The 18,587-nt window shown below is 71.9% G+C and carries 15 protein-coding genes; 13 read left to right on the top strand and 2 right to left on the bottom strand.

What is annotated here, in order from left to right; genetic code table 11:
• Nucleotides 1-152 precede the first annotated feature (152 nt).
• Genes prcB through ACFQE5_RS10915 form a run of 3 tightly spaced genes read left to right on the top strand, consistent with a single transcriptional unit; the run spans nucleotide 153 to nucleotide 2,381 of the window.
• Complete coding sequence (prcB, locus tag ACFQE5_RS10925) at nucleotides 153-1,031, top strand: proteasome subunit beta (protein WP_379584749.1); 879 nt, start codon at nucleotides 153-155, stop codon at nucleotides 1,029-1,031.
• A gap of 51 nt (nucleotides 1,032-1,082) precedes the next feature.
• Nucleotides 1,083-1,922, top strand: coding sequence for a proteasome subunit alpha (prcA, locus tag ACFQE5_RS10920; protein ID WP_379584748.1), 840 nt, complete (start codon nucleotides 1,083-1,085; stop codon nucleotides 1,920-1,922).
• Between the two features lie 51 nt (nucleotides 1,923-1,973).
• Nucleotides 1,974-2,381, top strand: a complete 408-nt coding sequence (locus ACFQE5_RS10915; RefSeq protein WP_379584747.1) for a VOC family protein — start codon at nucleotides 1,974-1,976, stop codon at nucleotides 2,379-2,381.
• A gap of 132 nt (nucleotides 2,382-2,513) precedes the next feature.
• Here ACFQE5_RS10915 and ACFQE5_RS10910 read toward each other — a convergent pair whose 3' ends face one another.
• Complete coding sequence (locus tag ACFQE5_RS10910) at nucleotides 2,514-2,873, bottom strand: VOC family protein (protein WP_379584746.1); 360 nt, start codon at nucleotides 2,871-2,873, stop codon at nucleotides 2,514-2,516.
• 217 nt (nucleotides 2,874-3,090) lie between these two features.
• Between ACFQE5_RS10910 and ACFQE5_RS10905 the strand changes: the two genes are divergently transcribed.
• Genes ACFQE5_RS10905 through ACFQE5_RS10880 form a run of 6 tightly spaced genes read left to right on the top strand, consistent with a single transcriptional unit; the run spans nucleotide 3,091 to nucleotide 10,072 of the window.
• Complete coding sequence (locus ACFQE5_RS10905; RefSeq protein WP_379584745.1) at nucleotides 3,091-4,455, top strand: ABC transporter substrate-binding protein; 1,365 nt, start codon at nucleotides 3,091-3,093, stop codon at nucleotides 4,453-4,455.
• On the top strand, nucleotides 4,456-5,517 hold the full coding sequence (locus ACFQE5_RS10900) for an ABC transporter ATP-binding protein (RefSeq protein WP_379584744.1): 1,062 nt from the start codon (nucleotides 4,456-4,458) through the stop codon (nucleotides 5,515-5,517).
• Nucleotides 5,514-6,473: a carbohydrate ABC transporter permease gene (locus tag ACFQE5_RS10895; protein WP_379584743.1), complete on the top strand. Its 960-nt coding sequence runs from the start codon at nucleotides 5,514-5,516 to the stop codon at nucleotides 6,471-6,473. Before ACFQE5_RS10900 ends, ACFQE5_RS10895 begins: the two co-directional genes overlap by 4 nt.
• 1 nt (nucleotide 6,474) lies before the next feature.
• Nucleotides 6,475-7,341 carry a carbohydrate ABC transporter permease gene (locus ACFQE5_RS10890; protein WP_379584742.1) on the top strand — a complete coding sequence of 289 codons (867 nt, stop codon included), beginning with the start codon at nucleotides 6,475-6,477 and terminating at the stop codon, nucleotides 7,339-7,341.
• 43 nt (nucleotides 7,342-7,384) lie between these two features.
• On the top strand, nucleotides 7,385-8,257 hold the full coding sequence (gene mobA, locus ACFQE5_RS10885) for a molybdenum cofactor guanylyltransferase (RefSeq protein WP_379584741.1): 873 nt from the start codon (nucleotides 7,385-7,387) through the stop codon (nucleotides 8,255-8,257).
• A gap of 3 nt (nucleotides 8,258-8,260) precedes the next feature.
• Complete coding sequence (locus ACFQE5_RS10880; RefSeq protein ID WP_379584740.1) at nucleotides 8,261-10,072, top strand: aldehyde ferredoxin oxidoreductase family protein; 1,812 nt, start codon at nucleotides 8,261-8,263, stop codon at nucleotides 10,070-10,072.
• A gap of 67 nt (nucleotides 10,073-10,139) precedes the next feature.
• On the opposite strand, the gene ACFQE5_RS10875 is transcribed toward ACFQE5_RS10880, so the two are convergent.
• Nucleotides 10,140-10,517 carry a VOC family protein gene (locus ACFQE5_RS10875; protein WP_379584739.1) on the bottom strand — a complete coding sequence of 126 codons (378 nt, stop codon included), beginning with the start codon at nucleotides 10,515-10,517 and terminating at the stop codon, nucleotides 10,140-10,142.
• 104 nt (nucleotides 10,518-10,621) lie between these two features.
• Between ACFQE5_RS10875 and fdhF the strand changes: the two genes are divergently transcribed.
• The 4 genes from fdhF to ACFQE5_RS10855 all read left to right on the top strand — a co-directional run bounded on the left by fdhF (nucleotide 10,622) and on the right by ACFQE5_RS10855 (nucleotide 18,586).
• A complete protein-coding gene (fdhF, locus tag ACFQE5_RS10870; protein ID WP_379584738.1) occupies nucleotides 10,622-13,567 on the top strand; it encodes a formate dehydrogenase subunit alpha in 2,946 nt (981 codons plus the stop codon).
• Entirely contained in the window at nucleotides 13,564-15,285 is a 1,722-nt protein-coding gene (locus ACFQE5_RS10865) for an NAD(P)H-dependent oxidoreductase subunit E (RefSeq protein WP_379584737.1), read from the top strand. Before fdhF ends, ACFQE5_RS10865 begins: the two co-directional genes overlap by 4 nt.
• 85 nt (nucleotides 15,286-15,370) lie before the next feature.
• Complete coding sequence (locus ACFQE5_RS10860; RefSeq protein WP_379584736.1) at nucleotides 15,371-16,591, top strand: molybdopterin molybdotransferase MoeA; 1,221 nt, start codon at nucleotides 15,371-15,373, stop codon at nucleotides 16,589-16,591.
• Nucleotides 16,592-16,666: 75 nt separating this feature from the next.
• Nucleotides 16,667-18,586, top strand: coding sequence for a molybdopterin biosynthesis protein (locus ACFQE5_RS10855; protein ID WP_379584735.1), 1,920 nt, complete (start codon nucleotides 16,667-16,669; stop codon nucleotides 18,584-18,586).
• Nucleotide 18,587: the final 1 nt, after the last annotated feature.

Here is an 18,587-nt window from a genome sequence, read left to right as displayed (position 1 = left end):
GGGCCTACGTCCAGAAGGGCGGCCAGTAGGCACCACCGTGGGCGGTCCGGCCGGTGCCCTGCGCACCGGCCGGACCGTCCGCAGTAATGTCCACCTACCAGAAGCAGCCATCGGTCCGTCACGGACGCACGAGGAGAGGTATCCACCTGACCATGGATTCCCGGCCGGTCTACGCAGCCACAGCTGGGCACGGCGTCGGCGACGTCGCCGCGTTCTTCACGCCGGGCTCGCCCTCGTTCACCGACTTCGTCACCGCGACGGCGCCGCATCTACTGCCCGGGCGGTTCCCTGAGGGGATGGCTGTGGGATCGCCGCAGGCTGCTGCGCTGGGCGCGCCGCACGGCACCACCATCGTGGCGCTCGTCTGTTCCGAGGGAGTCGTCATCGCCGGTGACCGGCGCGCGACCTCGGGCAACGTCATCGCCCAGCGCGACATCGAGAAGGTTTTCGTCACCGACTCGTACTCGGCCGTCGGGATCGCCGGCTCGGCGGGTATCGCGCTGGAGATGGTGCGACTGTTCAGCGTCGACCTCGAGCACTACGAGAAGACCGAGGGCGTCCCGCTGTCGCTGGACGGCAAGGCCAACAAGCTGGCGGGCATGATCCGGCAGAACCTCGGGGCGGCGCTGCAGGGCTTCGTCGTGGTCCCGCTGTTCGTCGGATACGACACCGACGCCACCGACCCGGCGAAGGCCGGCCGCATCGTCACCTACGACCCGACGGGGGGCCGATACGGCGAGTGGGAGGGCTACCACGCCGTGGGCTCGGGCGCGACGTTCGCGAAGTCGTCGATGAAGAAGCTGCACAACACCGCGGATGACCTCCGGACCACCATCCGCACGGCCATCGAGGCGCTCTACGACGCGGCCGACGACGACACCGCCACCGGCGGCCCCGACACGGTGCGCCACATCTACCCGGTCGTCGTCAGCATCACCGGCGCGGAGGGCGCGGTCCGTCGCGCCGACGAGGAGATCGCCGGGATCGCCGCCGAGGTGCTCGCCGCGCGGGCGGAGAAGCCGGGCGGCTGACGCGATGGCCGCCCCGACCGCCGACCTTCTCACCACCTGGAGCGCTCCCAAGTGACGATGCCGTTCTACTCCTCCGTCGACCAGCTTCTGCGCGACCGTTCGGAGCTGGCGCGCAAGGGGATCGCCCGCGGGCGCAGCGTCGTCGTGCTGGCCTACGCGGGTGGGGTGCTGTTCGTGGCGGAGAACCACTCGACCGCGCTGCACAAGGTCTCCGAGATCTATGACCGCATCGGTTTCGCGGCGGTGGGCCGGTACAACGAGTTCGAGAACCTGCGCATCGGCGGGATCCGGCTCGCCGACGTGCGCGGCTACTCCTACGACCGGCGCGACGTCACCGGGCGCTGGCTGGCCAACGCCTACGCGCAGGTCCTGGGCACCTCGTTCATCGAGCAGCAGAAGCCGTTCGAGGTGGAGCTGTGCGTGGCCGAGGTGGGTGCCGAATCCACCGCCGACCAGCTCTATCGGATCACCTACGACGGCTCGATCACCGATGAGCCGCGGTTCGTCGTCATGGGTGGGCAGACCGAACCGATCAGCACCAAGCTCAAGGAGATCTACCAGCCGGGGATGGAGCTGGCCGAGGCGATCGGCGTCGCGGTGGCGGCGCTGCAGACCGCGGGACCGCCGACCGGCGACAGCCCGGACGGCGGCCGGCTCCTCGGGGTGAGCGCGCTGGAGGTCGCGGTGCTGGAGCGGAACCGGCCGCGCCGGTCGTTCCGCAGGCTGACCGGCGGCGTGCTGCGCGACCTGCTGCCCCCGGCGAACCGCGGCGCATCGGCCACGGAGCCGGAGGGCGGCGGTGACGACGCCCCGGCGGCCAGCGGAGCCGTGCCGGACGCCGACCGCAGCTCCGGGAACGGCGGTCCGGCCGCCTCCTCGAACGGCGCCTGACCCACCGTCGCCGCTTGACCTGCACCCGGGTGCAGGTAGCAGGCTCGGGACATGGCCGTCCAGCTCAACCACACCATCGTTCACTCCCACGACCAGGACACCGAGGCGCGGTTCGTCGCCGAGGTGCTGGGGCTGCCGGAGCCGTCGCGGTTCGGGCACTTCACCGTCGTGTCTGTCGCCAACGAGGTCAGCCTCGACTTCATGACCAGCAGCGAGGTGACCACCCAGCACTACGCGTTCCTCATCGGGGAGGACGAGTTCGACGCCGTCGCGGCCCGGCTGCGTGAACGCGGGGCGGCGACGTTCGCCGATCCCGGGCACCGCGCGCCTGGACACAACACGAACGACGGGGGCCGGGGGATGTACTTCGATTCCCCATCCGGGCACAACCTGGAAGTGCTGACCCGACCGTATGGCAGCGGCTCGGGCGAAGCGGAGCGCCGAAAGCCCACGACCTGAATCGGGGTTCCGGCAAAAATGCGCCGGAACCGCGACGACCGACCGAAACCGATTCACCGGCAGGCACGCGTCCGAATCGGGGAGGTCTCGGCGCGCCGGTTCCGGCCTGACCGCCGACCCATCGGCGCAGGACTATGCGTAGCTGCGCAACTCCACCCCGTTGCCGTCGGGGTCGGTCAGGTAGATGCCGCGGCCCTGTCCTCGGGCTCCGAACAGGTCGGTCGGCGGGGCCACCCCGTGCTCCTCGGCCACCGCGTCGAGATCGGCGTCGACGACGATCGCCAGATGCTGCATGTTCTGGCCGCTGCGTTCGCCCGGCAGCACGTCGATGATCGTCGAGGCGGATACCCGCAGCGACGCGAAGGGCACCTCGCCGCGCCGCCACTGCTCCAGCCGCTCCGGTTCCAGACCCAGCACATCCCGGTACCAGGCGATCAGCCGCTCGGCGTCCGGGGTGAGAAGAACGATGTGGTCCAACGCGACGGTCCGCATGGAGCCATGACTACCAGCCTCCGGGGCCGGTGCGCCAGCGATCCGGCACCGACGCACCGAAACCTTTTCGTGATCTGCGAACCTGGCTTATCGTCATAATTGACGGGTACTATTTCGCCGCACGTGGTAGCGGTCTCAAAGAATCCAACGTGGGATGTGATCGCCCGTGCTCCGATCCGATTCGGGACGACCAATTTCTCGTCGTCGCCTCCTTCAGATGTCCGCGCTCGGCCTGGCCGCAGCGGCCTGTACCAAGGCCCCGGGGACGGGCGGAGGGGGTGGTTCGGCCCAGCCGCCGGCCTCCGCGGCACCGCAGGTGGTGTTCGGTGAGCCCGCCACCAAGCTCTCCGGCGACCTGCGCATCCTGCAGTGGAGCCACTTCGTGCCGGCCTACGACCAGTGGTTCGACCCGTTCGTGCAGGAATGGGGCCGGCACGTCGGGGTCAACGCCTCGGTCGAGCACATCAACTACGCCGATATCGTGCCGCGCACCGCGGCGGAGCTCGCGGCGAACTCCGGGCACGACCTCATCATGTGGATCACCGTGCCGTCGGCGCTCGAACCCAGCCTCGTCGACCTCACCGACGTCAACACCGAGGCGCAGAAGCGCTTCGGCACGCAGGTCGAATGGGCCCGGCAGGTCAGCTACAACCCCACGACCAACAGGTGGTACGGATACTGCCACGCCTGGGCGCCCGACCCGGGCGACTACCGCAAGAGCCTGTGGGAGAAGGTCGGCCTGCCCGACGGGCCGCGGACCTACGATGACCTGCTCACCGGCGGCGCGAGGATCAAGAGCGAACTGCAGGTCCCGCTGGGCATCGGGATGTCCAACGAGATCGACTCGAACATGGCGGCGCGCGCGATGATCTGGTCGTTCGGCGGGTCGATCCAGGACGCGAACCAGAACGTCGTGCTCAACTCGCCGGAAACGGTGGCCGCGGTGGAGTACATGACCAAGCTCTACGGCCAGGCGATGACCGACACCGTCTTCTCCTGGAACGCGGCCTCGAACAACCAGGGGCTGGCCGCCGGGCAGCTGTCCTACATCCTCAACTCGATCTCCGCGTACCGCACGTCGCAGAAGACCACGCCCGATGTCGCCAACGACATCTTCTTCACCCCGGCGCTCAAGGGACCCGGCGGGGTCGGCCTGGCCAGCGAACACGTCGTCGCCGTCTACATCGTCCCGACGTTCGCGAAGAACGTCGACGCGGCCAAGGAGTTCCTGCTCAACCTCTCACAGAACGCCGCCGCCGTGACCTACCACTCCGAGCTCTACGACTTCCCGGCGTTCCCCGACACGGTTCCCCAGCTCGACGGGTGGTTGAGCAACGACCCGTTCGGCTCGCAACCGGCGAACAAGCTGGAGGTGCTCAAGAGCTCCTTCGACTGGAGCACCAACCTCGGCCACCCCGGCCCGGCCAACGCGGCCATCGGCGAGATCTTCACAACGTTCGTGCTGCCCCAGATGATGGCCAAGGCCGCGCTGGGCCAGCTCTCGCCCGCCGCCGCCGTGCAGGAGGCCGACGCGCGCTGCCGGGAGATCTTCGACAAATGGCGCGGGCAGGGGCTGGTCTGAGTGGCGGTCCTCGAGGTTCGTGACGTCACGAAGCGGTTCAGCGCGCACGGCGGGGTGCTCGCGGTCGACCACATCGACTTCACGACCGAGGACGGCGAGTTCCTGGTTCTGCTCGGGCCCTCCGGCTGTGGGAAGACCACCCTGCTGCGCATGATCGCCGGGCTGGAGCAGCCGAGCTCCGGCGAGATCTACATCGGCGGCGACCCGATGACCGGCCTGCCGCCGCGCCTTCGCAAGATCGCCATGGTGTTCCAGACCTACGCGCTGTACCCGCACAAGTCGATCCGTGACAACATCGACTTTCCGTTGCGGGCCGAGCGGCTCGACAAGCAGGAGCGGCGCACGAAGGTCGAATGGGCGGCCGGTCTGCTCGGCATCGGGCATCTGCTGGGGCGTAAACCGCGCGAGCTGTCGGGTGGCGAGCGGCAGCGGGTGGCACTGGCCAGGGCATTGGTGCGCGCGCCCACCGTGTTCCTGCTCGACGAGCCGCTGTCCAACCTCGACGCCAAGCTGCGCACCAGCGCCCGCGAGGAGCTCAAGGACTTCCATCGGCGGGTCGGCACCACCACCGTCTACGTCACCCACGACCAGGTCGAGGCGATGGGGATGGGGCACCGGATCGCGGTGCTGTCCGAGGGTCGGCTACGCCAGCTGGCCACCCCCGAACAGATCTACCACCATCCGGCCGACACGTTCGTCGCCACGTTCGTCGGCTCACCACCCATGAACCTGGTCACCCGCTCCGACCACCTGCTGGGATTCCGGCCCGAGCGGTTCCTGCCGCGCGTGGCCGTCCCCCAACGCCCCGGCGACCTGGTCACTCCGTTCGAGGTCCAGCTCGTGGAGAACCTCGGCGCCGAACGGCATCTGGTCGGGGTGGCCCCGCAGCTGGGCGACCAGGTGCGGATCCGGTCCGTCCTTCCCTCCACAGTCGACACCGGGGTGCAGGCGGGGGAGCGGCACGAGTTCGTCGTGCGCGCCGCGGACCTGAGGTACTTCGACGCGGACACCGGTCTGCGCACCGAGGCCCGCCGGGAGAGCGTGCGGGGTGCGAGCCGATGACCCGCGGCGAGGTCGCGGCCGAGCGGGCGGCGGACCGGGAGCCTGCGGCGAGACCGCCGACCGCGCGGCGCCGGCGGTCGCTGTTCGACCGCGAGGGGCCGCTCGCCGCACTGCTGCTGCTGCCCTCGATCGTGTACATCATCGGGCTGGTCGCGATCCCGTTCGTGCTGGCCATCGCGTTCAGCCTGTCCTCGGCGACGGTCGGTGACCCCACCCTGCGCTGGGTCGGTCTCGCGAACTTCCAGCGCGCCCTCGCCGACCCGGTGTTCCGCACGTCGCTGCTCAACAGCGTGCTGATCACGGTGATCGCGCTGGCCTGCGTGGTGCTGCTGGCCACGGCGCTGGCGCTGGTGCTCAGCAAGGACTTCCGCGGCAAATGGTTCTTCCGGTTCCTGGTTCTGCTGCCGTGGACGACGCCGGTGTCGCTGGTGTCGATCCTGTGGCTGTGGATGTTCGACACGCTCTACAGCCCCATCGACTGGGTGCTGCGCGCGGTCGGGCTCATCGACGGCAACCTCAACTGGCTGGGCACCCCGCAGACGGCCTTCGCCGCGGTGATCATCGCCCAGGTCTGGCGGATCACCCCGCTGGCCGCGGTGATCGTGCTGGCCGGCCTGCTGTCGGTGCCGCCGGACGTCGACGAACAGGCCCAGATCGACGGCGCCGGGTTCTGGCGCAAGACCTTCCAGATCACTCTGCCGCTGACGCTGCCGATCATCGCGGTGGCCACGCTGTTCGGCGGGATCATGATCTTCATCGATCTCACGACGGTCTACGTGCTCACCCGTGGCGGGCCGATCAACGCCACCCAGATCCTGCCGACCTGGGCGTTCTTCCGCGGCATCGAGGGCGGTGACCTCGGTCAGGGAGCCGCGATCGCGCTGTTCCTGTTCCCCGTCCTGCTCACCTTCGCCATCCTCATCCTGCGCGCGGTGCGCCGCTCGGAGGTGACCTGAGGTGGGCGCGGTCGGACCGCGGTCGGCGCGGCGCAGGCGGCGCGCGGGACGCCTCGGGCTCTACCTGGTCGCGGCGTTGTTCGTGGGGTTCGCGGCCGCGCCGTTCGAGGTCGCGATCGTCGACGCGCTGAAGGAGAACACCGAGCTCTACACCTACGGGCTCTCCCCGTTCTGGTTCCTCTACCAGCCCACGTTCTCCCACGTGAGCTTCCTGTTCACCGACACCCCGTTCGTCCGGTTCTGCCTGAACACCCTGCTCGTCGGGGCCCTCACGGTGGCGATCACGCTGGTGCTCGCGCTGCCCGCGGCCTACAGCCTGGCCCGGTTGCGGCTGCGCTTCGGCGGCGGGCTGGCGGTGGCGATCTTCATGGTGTACCTGGTTCCGCCGTCACTGCTGTTCATCTCGATGTCGCAGGTGGTGGCGTTCCTCGGGCTACAGGACACGGTGTGGTCGATGGTGGTGGTGTACCCGACCGTCACCACACCGGTGGCGGTGTGGCTGCTGCTCGGGTTCTTCAAGGCGATCCCGGTGGACATCGAGGAGCAGGCCATGGTCGACGGCTACAGCCGCGGCCAGGCCTTCCTCCGGGTGCTGCTGCCGTTGACCTATCCGGGAATCGTCGCGGTCGTGATCTTCGCGTTCACCCTCGCCGCGGGCGAGTTCATCTACGCCCTCGCATTCGTCTCCGCCTCCGACGCGAAGACCGTGAGCATCGGCGTCCCGACCGAGTTGGTACGCGGCGATGTGTTCTTCTGGCAGTCGCTGCTGGCGTCGGTCGTGATCGTCGCAGTGCCCATCGCCCTCGTCTTCAACCTGTTCCTCAACCGGTTCATCGCCGGTTTCACCCAGGGCTCGGTCAAGGGCTGAGCGGACGGCCACGGCACCGCCCAGGGCGCCTACGATCGGATGCGTGGACAACGGCACGGGGGCGGCGGCGGGCGTGGTGCTCGCCGGGGGGCGGTCCTCGCGGATGGGCGAGCCGAAGGCCGCGTTGGAGTGGCACGGCAGCACCCTGCTGTACCGCACCACCGCGCTGCTGTCCCGCACCGTCGACGGCCCCGTCCTGGTCGTCCGTGCGCCCGGTCAGGAGCTGCCGGGGCTGCCGCCCGGCGTGCAGGTCGTGCAGGACCCGATCGAGGGTCTCGGGCCGATGCAGGGCCTCGCCGCGGGCCTCGCCGCGCTGGCCGACCGGGCGGCGATCGCCTTCGTCTGCTCGACCGACCTGCCGTTCCTGCATCCGGCGTTCGTGCGCCGGGTGCTGAGCGGCCTCGTCGACCCCGAGATCAACCCCCCGGCGGATGTCGTGCTGCCGGTGGCGCACGGGTTCCCCCAGCCGATGGCCGCCGGCTACCGGACCGCGCTGGCCGAGCTGGCGGACACGCTGGTCGCCGACGGCAGGCTGCGACCGGCGATGCTGTTCGAATGCTGCCGGGTGCGGCGGACCGGCGAGGCCGAGCTGCTCGCCGACCCCGAGTTGGCCCGGCTCGACCCGGATCTGGACTCGGTGCTCAACGTGAACGCCCCGCAGGACTACGCGGCGGCCCGGCACCGCGCCGCACCACAGGTCACGGTCCAGCGGTACGGTGCGCTGGCCGGCGACGGCCACCACGGCCCCCGCCGGGTCCGCGCCGCCACCCTGGGGGCGGCGGCCGCGGCGGTCGGGCTGGCTCTCGACCGGCACGTGGTGGCGGCGCTCAACGGTGACCAGATCAGCCGCGACGCCCAGCTGCCGCTGGTGACCGGCGACGTCGTGGCATTCCTCTCCGCGGACGCCGGGGGCTGAGCGATGCCGGCCGGTGGGTACTTCGGGCGTGCGATGCTCGTCGAGGTGGCGGGCCGGACCGCGACCGCGACACCGATCCCGCTCAAGGACCGGGTGCTGCGGGCCTATCTCGGCGGCGTGGGCCTGGGCACCTGGCTGCTGCATCGGCTCGCCCCATCCGGGGCCGATCCGCTGACGCCCGGCGCGCCGCTGGCTTTCGTGTTCTCCCCGCTGGTCGGCACGCCGCTCACCACGAGCGCGAAGTTCGCCGTGGTGGCCAAGTCGCCGCTGACCGGGCTGCTCACCGACGCACTCGCCTCCAGCCAGTTCGCCATCTCCGGCAAGCTGACCGGGCACGACGCGATCGTGATCCGCGGCCGCGCCGAGGCGCTGTCCGTGCTGCTCGTCGGCTCCGACGACGCCGGCGGGGTCCGGCTCGAACCGGCGCCCGAGCTGGCCGGCCTGCCGGCGGCCCAGGCCGAGGCCGCCGTCCGCGAGCGCTTCGGCCGCGGCTGGCGAACCGCGGCGATCGGCCCGGCGGGCGAACGGCAGGTCCGCTACGCGACGATCAGCCACGACGGCCGGCACGCGGGCCGTGGCGGACTGGGGGCGGTGCTCGGCGCGAAGAACATCAAGGCGGTGCTGGTCCGGGCCAGCCGCAAGGTCGCCGTCGCCGACCAGCCCGGCGTCCTGGCCGCAGCCCGGGACCTGCGCGAGCGCAGCTTCGGGCCGGCCACGGCCAAGTACCGCGAGCTGGGCACGCTGGCCAACCTGCTCGCCTTCAACGCGGTCAGCACGCTGCCCACCCGCAACTTCACCGCCGCCACGTTCGAGGGCGCCTCCGCGCTCGCCGCCGAACAGCTGCACGAGCTGCGCGCGGTGGCGCGCAACAGCTGCGCGTCGTGCTCCATCGGCTGCGAGCACATCTACACCCGCCGCGGCGGGGGGCGCCAACGCATGGAGTACGAGAACGTGTTCGCGCTCGGCCCGCTGTGCGGGGTGTCCGACCCGGAGGACGTGTTCGCCGCCAGCGCCCGCTGCGACGAGCTGGGCATCGACACGATCTCCGCCGGCGGCACGATCGCCTGGGCGATGGAATGCGCCGAGCGCGGCCTGATCGACGCCCCCTGGCTGCGGTTCGGCGACGGTGCGGCCCTGCTGCGGGCGCTGGCCGCGATCGGGGCCTGCGAACCCGGCCTCGGTGAGCTGCTCGCCCAGGGCTCGCGACGCGCCGCCGCCGTCGTCGGACAGGGCTCGATCGACTTCGCGCCGCAGGTCAAGGGACTGGAGCTGCCCGGATACGAGCCGCGCAGCCTGCAGACGATGGCGCTCGGGCTCGCGGTGAACGCCCGCGGCGCCGACCACAACCGGTCCGGTGCCTACGAGGCCGACCTGTCCGGCGAGCTGGACCGGCTCGACGGCGGCGCGGCCCACGTCGCCGCCGCGATCGGCACCGAGGACCGGGCCGCCGTGATGGACTCCATGATCTTGTGCAAGTTCCTGCGCGGCGTCTTCACCGAACCGTTCGCCGAATGGGCTGCGCTGCTGTCCGCGGTCACCGGCTGGGACGTCGACGAGCCCGAGCTGCGCGCGACCGCCCGCCGGATCGTGCTGGCCAAGCGGGTGTTCAACGCCCGGGAGGGCGCGACCGCGGCCGACGACACCCTGCCGCCCCGGATGTTGAGCACCCCGCTACGACTCGGGTCCGGCCGCGTCGCGGCGCTCACCGCCGAGCGGCTGGCCACCATGGTGGCGGGTTACTACGCCGCCCGCGGGCTCGATGCGGCGGGCAACCCGGAGCCCGGGGACCTCGCCGATCTGTTGCTCGACGCCTGACCCCCGCGTTGCGGCGCCGGCGGCTCCTGGCCCGCCGCAGCTGCGGAGTCCGGAACGCTCGTGACCGCTATCCGTGATGCACGGCCTCCACGTTGTGCCCGTCGGGATCGCGTAGGAAGACCCCGTAGTAGCCGGGGTGGTACTCCGGCCACTCCCGCGGGGCGTGCAGCACCTCGGCCCCCGCGGCGAGCGCGGCCTCGTGCACCGCGTCGACCGCGGCCCGGTCGGGCGCGCGGAAGGCCAGATGCAGCTCGCGGACCTCGGCCCCGGCGGCCGGACCGAGCCAGAACTCGGGCGCGCCGTCGGCCCCGGCGAGCCCGACGACCACCGCGTCGCCCTGTGCGAAGCGCATCGCCTCCCGCATCCCGAGCGGCGCGAACGCGGCGAGGTAGAACGCGAGTGAGGCCTCGACATCACTGACCTGGATACCGACGTGATCGAGCATGGCGCGGACGCTAGCGGCGGACCCCGACAGTTCCGATATGGGCCACGGCGATCCGGTGAACTAGGGTCGGACATGCCACACCGAGGATGTACGTGGGGGTCGAGATGACGGCTGTGCAGGGATCGGCGACCTCGGTCCGGACCGTGACCACCGAGATCGACGGCCGTTCGGTCACCGTGCCCGAGGGCACCACCATCTACGACGCCGCCAAACGGGTCGGCGTGGACATCCCGGTGCTGTGCCACAACGAGCGGTACGACCCGGTGGGTGTCTGCCGGATGTGCGTGGTCGACACCGGTGGCCGGGTGTTCGCCGCGGCGTGTGTGCGCCCGTGCGAGGACGGCATGACGGTGCGGACCTCGACCCCGGAGCTGGAGCGCAGCCGGGCCACCCTCACCGAGTTGCTGCTGTCCGACCAGCCGCCTCGCGACCAGGACCCGAAGCAGACCACCACCGGCGACAACCTCCTGCTGGAGCTGGCCGACCGCTACGGCGTCGCCCGGGAGACCACCGATCTGCCCTGCGGGTCGGGACGGGGCCGCGACAGCTCCAACCCGGTGATCGACGTCGACCACGACGCCTGCATCCTGTGCGACCGGTGCGTGCGGGCCTGCGACGACATCCAGGGCAACGACGTCATCGGGCGCTCCGGCAAGGGCCATGCGACCCGGATCGCGTTCGACTTCAACGACCCGATGGGCGCGAGCTCGTGCGTGACCTGCGGTGAATGTGTGCAGGCCTGTCCCACCGGAGCGCTGACCAACAAGCCCATCGGCGGCGTCCCGATCCGGCCCCGGGCGCAGCTCGATGCCGTCCAGTCCGTCTGCCCGTACTGCGGCGTGGGCTGTGCGCTCACCTACCACGTCGACCGCGAACGCGGCGCGATCTCCTTCGCCGAGGGCCGCGACCAGCCGGGCTCCCAGAGCAGGCTGTGCGTCAAGGGCCGGTACGGCTGGGACTACGCGGCCTCCCCGCAGCGGCTCACCGTGCCCCTGATCCGCCGCGAGTCGGCCTATCCGAAGGGGCCGTTGAGCGCGGACGTGCGCGGCGACCGCAACGGCGCCCCCAACGACCGCGGCCGGGTCGGCGGCGGCGACCGCTCGGGCGGCGGGCGGAACGGGAAGGGCCGCAAGCCCGGCGGCCTGGTCGACTACGACGAGGTCATGCCGCATTTCCGGGAGGCCACCTGGGAGGAGGCGCTCGACCTCGTCGCGACCCGGCTGAAGCAGGTCCACGCGCAGGGCGGTCCCGGCGCGATCGCCGGGTTCGGCTCGGCCAAATGCTCCAACGAGGAGGCCTACCTCTTCCAGAAGCTGATCCGGGTCGGCTTCGGCACCAACAACGTCGACCACTGCACCCGGCTGTGCCACGCCTCGTCGGTCGCGGCGCTGTTCGAGGGCATCGGTTCCGGCGCGGTCTCCACGACCTACGGCGACGTGCTCAACGCCGACGTCGCGATCATCACCGGCAGCAACGCGACCGCGAACCACCCCGTCGCGAGCTCGTTCTTCAAACAGGCCCGCAGACGCGGAACGACGATCATCTATGTCGACCCGCGGGCCGGCACGGTCGCCGACCACGCGGACCTCCACTGTCAGCTCAAACCCGGCACCGACGTCGCGTTCTACAACGCGGTCATGTACGAGATCATCCGGCTCGGGCTGATCGACCGCGAGTTCATCGCCGCCCGCACCTCGAACTACGACGCGTTGGCCCGCACCGTCGCGGACTATCCGCCGGAACGCGCCGCGACGATCTGCGACGTCGATGCCGACACGATCCGCGAGGTCGCCCGGATCTGGGGTGAGGCGCGCGCCGGGGTCATCTACTGGGGCATGGGGATCTCCCAGCACACCACCGGAACGGACAACGCCCGCTGCCTCATCGCGCTGTGCGCGATCACCGGCAACGTCGGACGGCCCGGGACCGGGCTGCATCCGTTGCGCGGGCAGAACAACGTCCAGGGCGCCAGCGACGCCGGGCTGATCCCGATGTTCTACCCGGACTACCAGGGAGTGGCGCGCGAGCGCGTCCGGGAGCAGTTCGAGCAGGCCTGGGGCACCCCGCTCGACCCGAACACCGGTCTCACCGTCACCGAGATCATCGGATCCATCCTGCAGCCCGGCGGCGTGCGCGGGATGTACATGCTGGGGGAGAACCCGTTCCTGTCCGACCCCAATATCAACAAGGTCCGCAAGGCGCTGGCGGCGTTGGACTTCCTCGTCGTGCAGGACATCTTCCTGACTGAGACCGCCGAGTTCGCCGATGTGATCCTGCCCGCGTCGTCGTACCTGGAGAAGGTCGGGACCTACACCAACACCGACCGCCGGGTCCAGTTGGGCCGCAAGGTGCTCGATCCGCCCGGCCAGGCGCGGGTCGATTGGGAGATCGAACAGGACATCGCCCGGCGGATCGGGCTGGACTGGAACTACTCCGGGCCGAGCGAGATCTTCGACGAGATGGTCGCGCTCATGCCGTCCTACGCCAACCTGAGCTACGACAACCTCGGGCTGACCGGCAAGCTCTACCCCAACGACGACCCGGACCACAGCGACGGCCTCGTGGTCATGTTCGACGAGCGGTTCAACACCGACGACGGGCTGGCCCACCTGGTGCCCGCCGAATGGCTGCCGGCCCGCGAGCTGCCGGACGCCGAGTACCCGCTGGTGCTCAACACCGGCCGGCTGCTCGAACACTGGCACACCGGCTCGATGACCCGACGGTCCTACGCGCTGGACGCGATCTCGCCGGTCGCCGAGGTGTACATGCACCCCAAGGACGCCGCCGACCGCGGGCTCACCCACGGTGAGCGGGTCCGGGTGCGGTCCCGGCGCGGCACGATCGAACTGCTGCTGCGGGTGTCGCACCGCGAACAGATGGGGAACGTGTTCATCCCGTTCCACTTCCGGGAAGCCGCGGCGAACCTGCTGACCATCGACGAGATCGACCCGTTCGGGAAGATCCCGGAGTTCAAGTTCTGCGCGGTGCAGGTCGAGGCACTCGGCGGAGCGCACGCGGAGCCGACGTCGGCACAGGGGGTGCGGGTGTGACGGAGCTGTCCGAGCGGGCCGACCAGGTGCGGCCCCGCTGGGTGCCCGGGGTGGAGGCGCGCGCGGGAAAGTTCCCCGGGCCGTCCCTGATCCCCGCGCTCAACGCCATCCAGCAGCGGGTGGGCTGGCTGCCCCGAGAGGAGCTGGAGGAGCTGGCCCGCGACACGAAACGCCCGCGGTACGAGATCGAGGGCCTGGTCTCCTTCTACCCGCATTTCCGGACGACACCGCCCGCGACGGTGGCGCTGACCGTCTGCCACGACCTGACGTGCTGGCTGCGCTCGGGTGAGGAGCGACTCGCGGCGGTGCGCGCGCGTTACGGCGACGACGCCGACGTCGAGCTCGTCGAGGTGTCCTGCCTCGGCCGGTGCGATATCGCCCCCGCCGCGGCGGTCAACGAGTACCCGGTCGCGGTGTCCGACATCGACGCGCTGGTCGCCGCGGCGCGCGACGCCGGGGTGGGCCACGCCGAACCCACCGGCTCGGGCCGCACCGGGCCGTGGCCCAACGACCCCTATCCGGCCGGCTCGGACGTGGCGGAGCGCTACGCGATGCTGCGGGCGCTGCTGGGCGGGCGGCTCGACCCCGACGACGCGGTGGCCGTGCTCGCCGAGTCCGGACTGCGCGGCATGGGCGGTGCCGGGTTCCCCACCGGGAAGAAGTGGGAGCTGGTCCGCGCCGCCGAACCGGGCGGCGTCACGTACGCGATCTGCAACGCCGACGAGTCCGAGCCGGGCACCTTCAAGGACCGCCAGATCCTGGCCGACCAGCCGCATCTGGTGCTGGAGGGGCTGCTGCTGGGGATGGCCGTGGTCGGCGCCGAGCAGGGCTGGGTGTTCATCCGCCACGAGTACGGCCCCGAGGAACGGGTGCTGCGCGCCGAGCTGGACGCCCTGCGGGCGGCCGGGGTGATCGGCCCGGACGCTTGCGGCAGCGGGCGCAGGCTGGAGGTCGACATCTTCACCTCCCCGGGCGGCTACATCCTGGGCGAGGAGACGGCGCTGCTGGAGTGCATGGAGGGCCACCGCGGCGAGCCGCGCAACAAACCGCCGTTCCCCGGCACCTACGGGCTGCACGGCCGCCCGACGCTGATGAACTCCGTCGAGACCTTCGCCGACGTTCCGGTGATCCTGACCCGCGGGGCGCGGTGGTGGCGCGACCAGGGCCGCGGGGAATCGGTCGGCTGGAAGTTCTTCGCCGTCTCCGGGCACGTCGAACGGCCCGGCGTGTACTGCGTGCCGATGGGCAGCACGGTGCGCGAGCTGATCGACCTGGCCGGCGGGGTGTCCGGCGGGGCGGCCGTCGGTGCGGTGCAACCGGGCGGTGCGTCGTCGAACTTCATCGGCCCCGACCAGCTCGACCTGCCGCTGGACTTCGGGCCGCTCGCCGAGGCCGGCACGATGCTCGGCTCCGGCGCGCTGGTGGTGCTGGCCGAGGGGACGGATCTGCTCGCCGCCGCCACCAACGTGCTGCGGTTCTTCCGCGACGAGTCGTGCGGCAAATGCGTCCCGTGCCGGGTCGGGTCCACGAAGGCGCACGAGGTGCTGCGCGGGGTGCTGGCCGCGGGCCCGGCGGGCGCGCCGCGGCTGGACGAGGCGCAGCGCGCCCGGGTGCTGCAACTGGAGGAGGCCATGCGCAAGACGTCGATCTGCGGGCTCGGGCAGGTGGCGTTGGGTCCGGTGGTCAGCGTGCTCGGACTGGAGAACCGCGGATCGTGACTCCCGCGAGTCGCGGGATCTCCGAGCGCGAGTCGGGGTATTTCCGCGAGCGAGTCGCGGGATTTCCGTGGCTGGTGGCGTCGACGTGAGTGGGCGCGAGTTCTTCACCGCCCGGACGGTCGCCGAGGCGCTGGCCGGGTTCCGCCCGGCCCGGCGCACCCCGGTCCAGACCGTTCCGCTCGCCGCGGCCCTGCATCGGGTGCCCGCCGCCGAGGTGCTCGCCCCGGCCCCGCTGCCCGGCTTCACCCGGTCCACGGTCGACGGCTTCGCGGTGCGTGCCGCCGACACCTACGGCGCCTCGGAAGGGCTGCCGTCGTACCTCGACCTCCTCGGCGCGGTCCGGATGGGCTCGGCACCGGAGGTGAGCGTGTCGCCCGGCGGCTGTGTGGCGATGCCCACCGGAGGAGTGCTGCCCGCGGGCGCCGACGCGGTGGTGATGGTCGAGTTCACCGCCGAGACGATGCCCGGAACGATCGAGGTGACCCGGCCGGTCGCGCCGGGCGGCGGGCTGGTGCGGGCCGACGAGGACGTCCCCGCCGGAGCGGCGCTGGTTCCCGCCGGGCGGCCGTTACGGGCCTCGGACCTCGGCCTGCTCGCGGCCGCCGGGGTGACCGACGTCGGTGTGCACGCCCGGCCCCGGGTGGTGATCGTCTCGACCGGGGACGAGGTGGTGCCCCCGGACACGGCGGAGCTCGTCGTCGGCCAGGTGCGCGACGCCACCGCGTCGGCGCTGGCCGCCCTGGTCACCGACGCGGGCGGGGAACCCCGGGTGGCCGGGATCGTGCCCGATGACCCCGGCGCCCTGGAGACGACGCTGCGCGCGGTGCTGCCGACCGCCGACCTGGTGGTCGTCTCGGCGGGTTCCTCGGTCGGCGCTCGTGACGAGACGGCGGCTGCGGTCGCCGCGCTGGGCACCGTCTGGTGCCACGGGCTCGCGATCAAGCCCGGCAAGCCGACGCTGCTGGCCGACTGCGGCGGTGTCCCCGTGGTCGGGCTGCCCGGCAACCCGCTGTCCGCGCTGGTGGTGTTCCGGCTGGTCGGGGTGCCGCTGGTGTGGCGGCTCGCGGGCTGTGCGGTCCCGCCGCCCGAGCCGAGCACCCGCGCCGTGCTGTCCCGGGACCTGGCCTCGGCCGCGGGCAGGCTCGACGTGGTGCAGGTACAGCTCCGCGAGGGCGTCGCGGAGCCCGTGTTCGGTCCGTCGGCGCTGCTGTCGGTGTTGACGCGCGCAGACGGGTACGTGGTCGTCCCCGAGCCCGCCACCGGCCTGGACGCGGGCGTGGAGGTCGAGGTGGTGCTCTACCGGTAGCGCGGCCGTGGGCCTGGCCGGGACAGCCGGGGTCCGCGGGCGAACGGTCGCCCCGGGTGCTCTACCGTCGCAGCCGTGACCGCGGATAGTCCGTTCGTCTCCGACGTCCCCGCGGCCGAGGCACTCGCCACCTGGCGGGCGGCGCGGGAAGCCGCGGGCTGCCCGCGCCGGGTCCAGACGATCCGGGTGCCGGTCACGGCCGCGGTAGGCCGGGTGACCGCCGAGCCGGTGTGGGCGCGGCGATCGTCACCGGCGTTCGACGCCGCCGCAATGGACGGGATCGCCGTGCGCGCAGCGGACACCGTGACCGCGTCGGAGACCACCCCGGTGCTGCTGGCCCCCGGCGACTTCGCGATCGTCGACACCGGTGACCCGTTGCCGAACGGCTACGACGCCGTCGTCATGCGCGAGCATGTGCACCACACCGCGCAGGGATCGGCCGAACTGCGCGCCGCGGTGCCGCCCTACCAGCACGTCCGCTCCATCGGAGAGGACATCAGCGCCGCCGAACTGCTGCTGCCGGCGGGCCACCGGTTACGGCCGGTCGACGTGGCCGCAGCCGCCGCGGCCGGGGTCACGGAACTGACCGTGCGGCGTCCACCGCTGGTGGTCGTCGTCCCCACCGGTGACGAGATCCGCCCGATCGGCACCGAGCCCGGTCCCGGCGAGATCCTCGACACGAACTCGCTGATGCTGGCCGCGCAGGCCCGCGAGGCGCACTGCGACGCCCGGGTCACCGAGATCGTCCTCGACGACCCGGAGGCGATCACCGCGGCGGTGCGGGCCGCGGCCGCCGACGCCGACCTCGTCATTCTCGTCGCCGGGTCCAGCGCCGGCCGCGACGACTACACCGCCCGCGTCGTGGCCGGTGCGGGAACGCTGGCCGTCCATGGCGTCGCGGTCCGTCCCGGACATCCGGTGGTGCTCGGCAGCGTGGAGCGCACACCGGTGCTCGGCGCCCCGGGCTACCCGGTCTCGGCCGCGCTGACCTTCGACATCTTCGCCGCGCCGCTGCTCGCCGAGCTCGAGGGCGCCGCACCGGCCGAACGCCCGTCGACCACGGCCCGGCTGGCCCGCAAGCTCCCCTCCCTGATCGGGATGGACGACTGGGTGCGGGTCCGGCTGGGCCGGGTGGGCGGCGAGGTGATCGCCACACCGCTACCGCGGGGTGCCGGGGTGCTCACCTCGCTGGTGCGCGCGGACGGCCTGCTCGTGGTGCCGGCCGGGGTGGAGGGCCATCACGCGGGCGAGCAGGTCCGCGTCGAGCTCCTGCGGGGGCTGGCCGAGATCGGCCGCACGATCGTCGCGATCGGCTCGCACGACCTGGTGCTGGACCTCGCGGCCTCCGCCCTGCGCGCCGAGGACCCGCTGGTCACGCTGGCATCGTCCAACGTGGGCTCGCTCGGTGGGCTGGTGGCGCTGCGGGACGGGCTGTGCCACATCGCCGGGTCGCATCTGCTGGACCCCGCGACGGGGGAGTACACCCTGCCGTTCGTCGACCGGCTGCTCGGTGGCGGTCCGGAGCCGGCCGTCGTCCGGCTGGTGCACCGCGACCAGGGCCTGATCGTCGCGCCCGGCAACCCGCTCGGGCTCACCGGCGTCGAGGATCTGACCCGCCCGGGCCTGAGCTACGTCAACCGGCAGCGCGGGGCGGGCACCCGCGCGCTGCTCGACCACGAGCTGGCGCGACGCGGCATCGAGCCGACCGAGGTACGCGGCTACACCCGCGAGGAGCACACCCACCTCGCGGTGGCCGCCGCGGTGGCCGCCGGACGCGTCGACACCGGAATGGGCATTCTCGCGGCCGCCCGGGCCTTCGGGCTGGACTTCGTGCCCGTCGCGCAGGAGCCCTACGACCTGGTCCTGCGCCGGGACACGCTGTCCGACGAGCTGCTCGCACCGCTGTGGGCGCTGCTGGAACGGCCGGACTTCCGAGCGGCCGTGGAAGCCCTCGGCGGCTACTCGTGTGCCGAGATGGGACGGCGGATCCGCTGAG

Source organism: Pseudonocardia hispaniensis, from assembly GCF_042658695.1.
Taxonomy (GTDB): domain Bacteria; phylum Actinomycetota; class Actinomycetes; order Mycobacteriales; family Pseudonocardiaceae; genus Pseudonocardia; species Pseudonocardia hispaniensis.
This window is presented reverse-complemented; position numbering and strand designations above follow the sequence as displayed.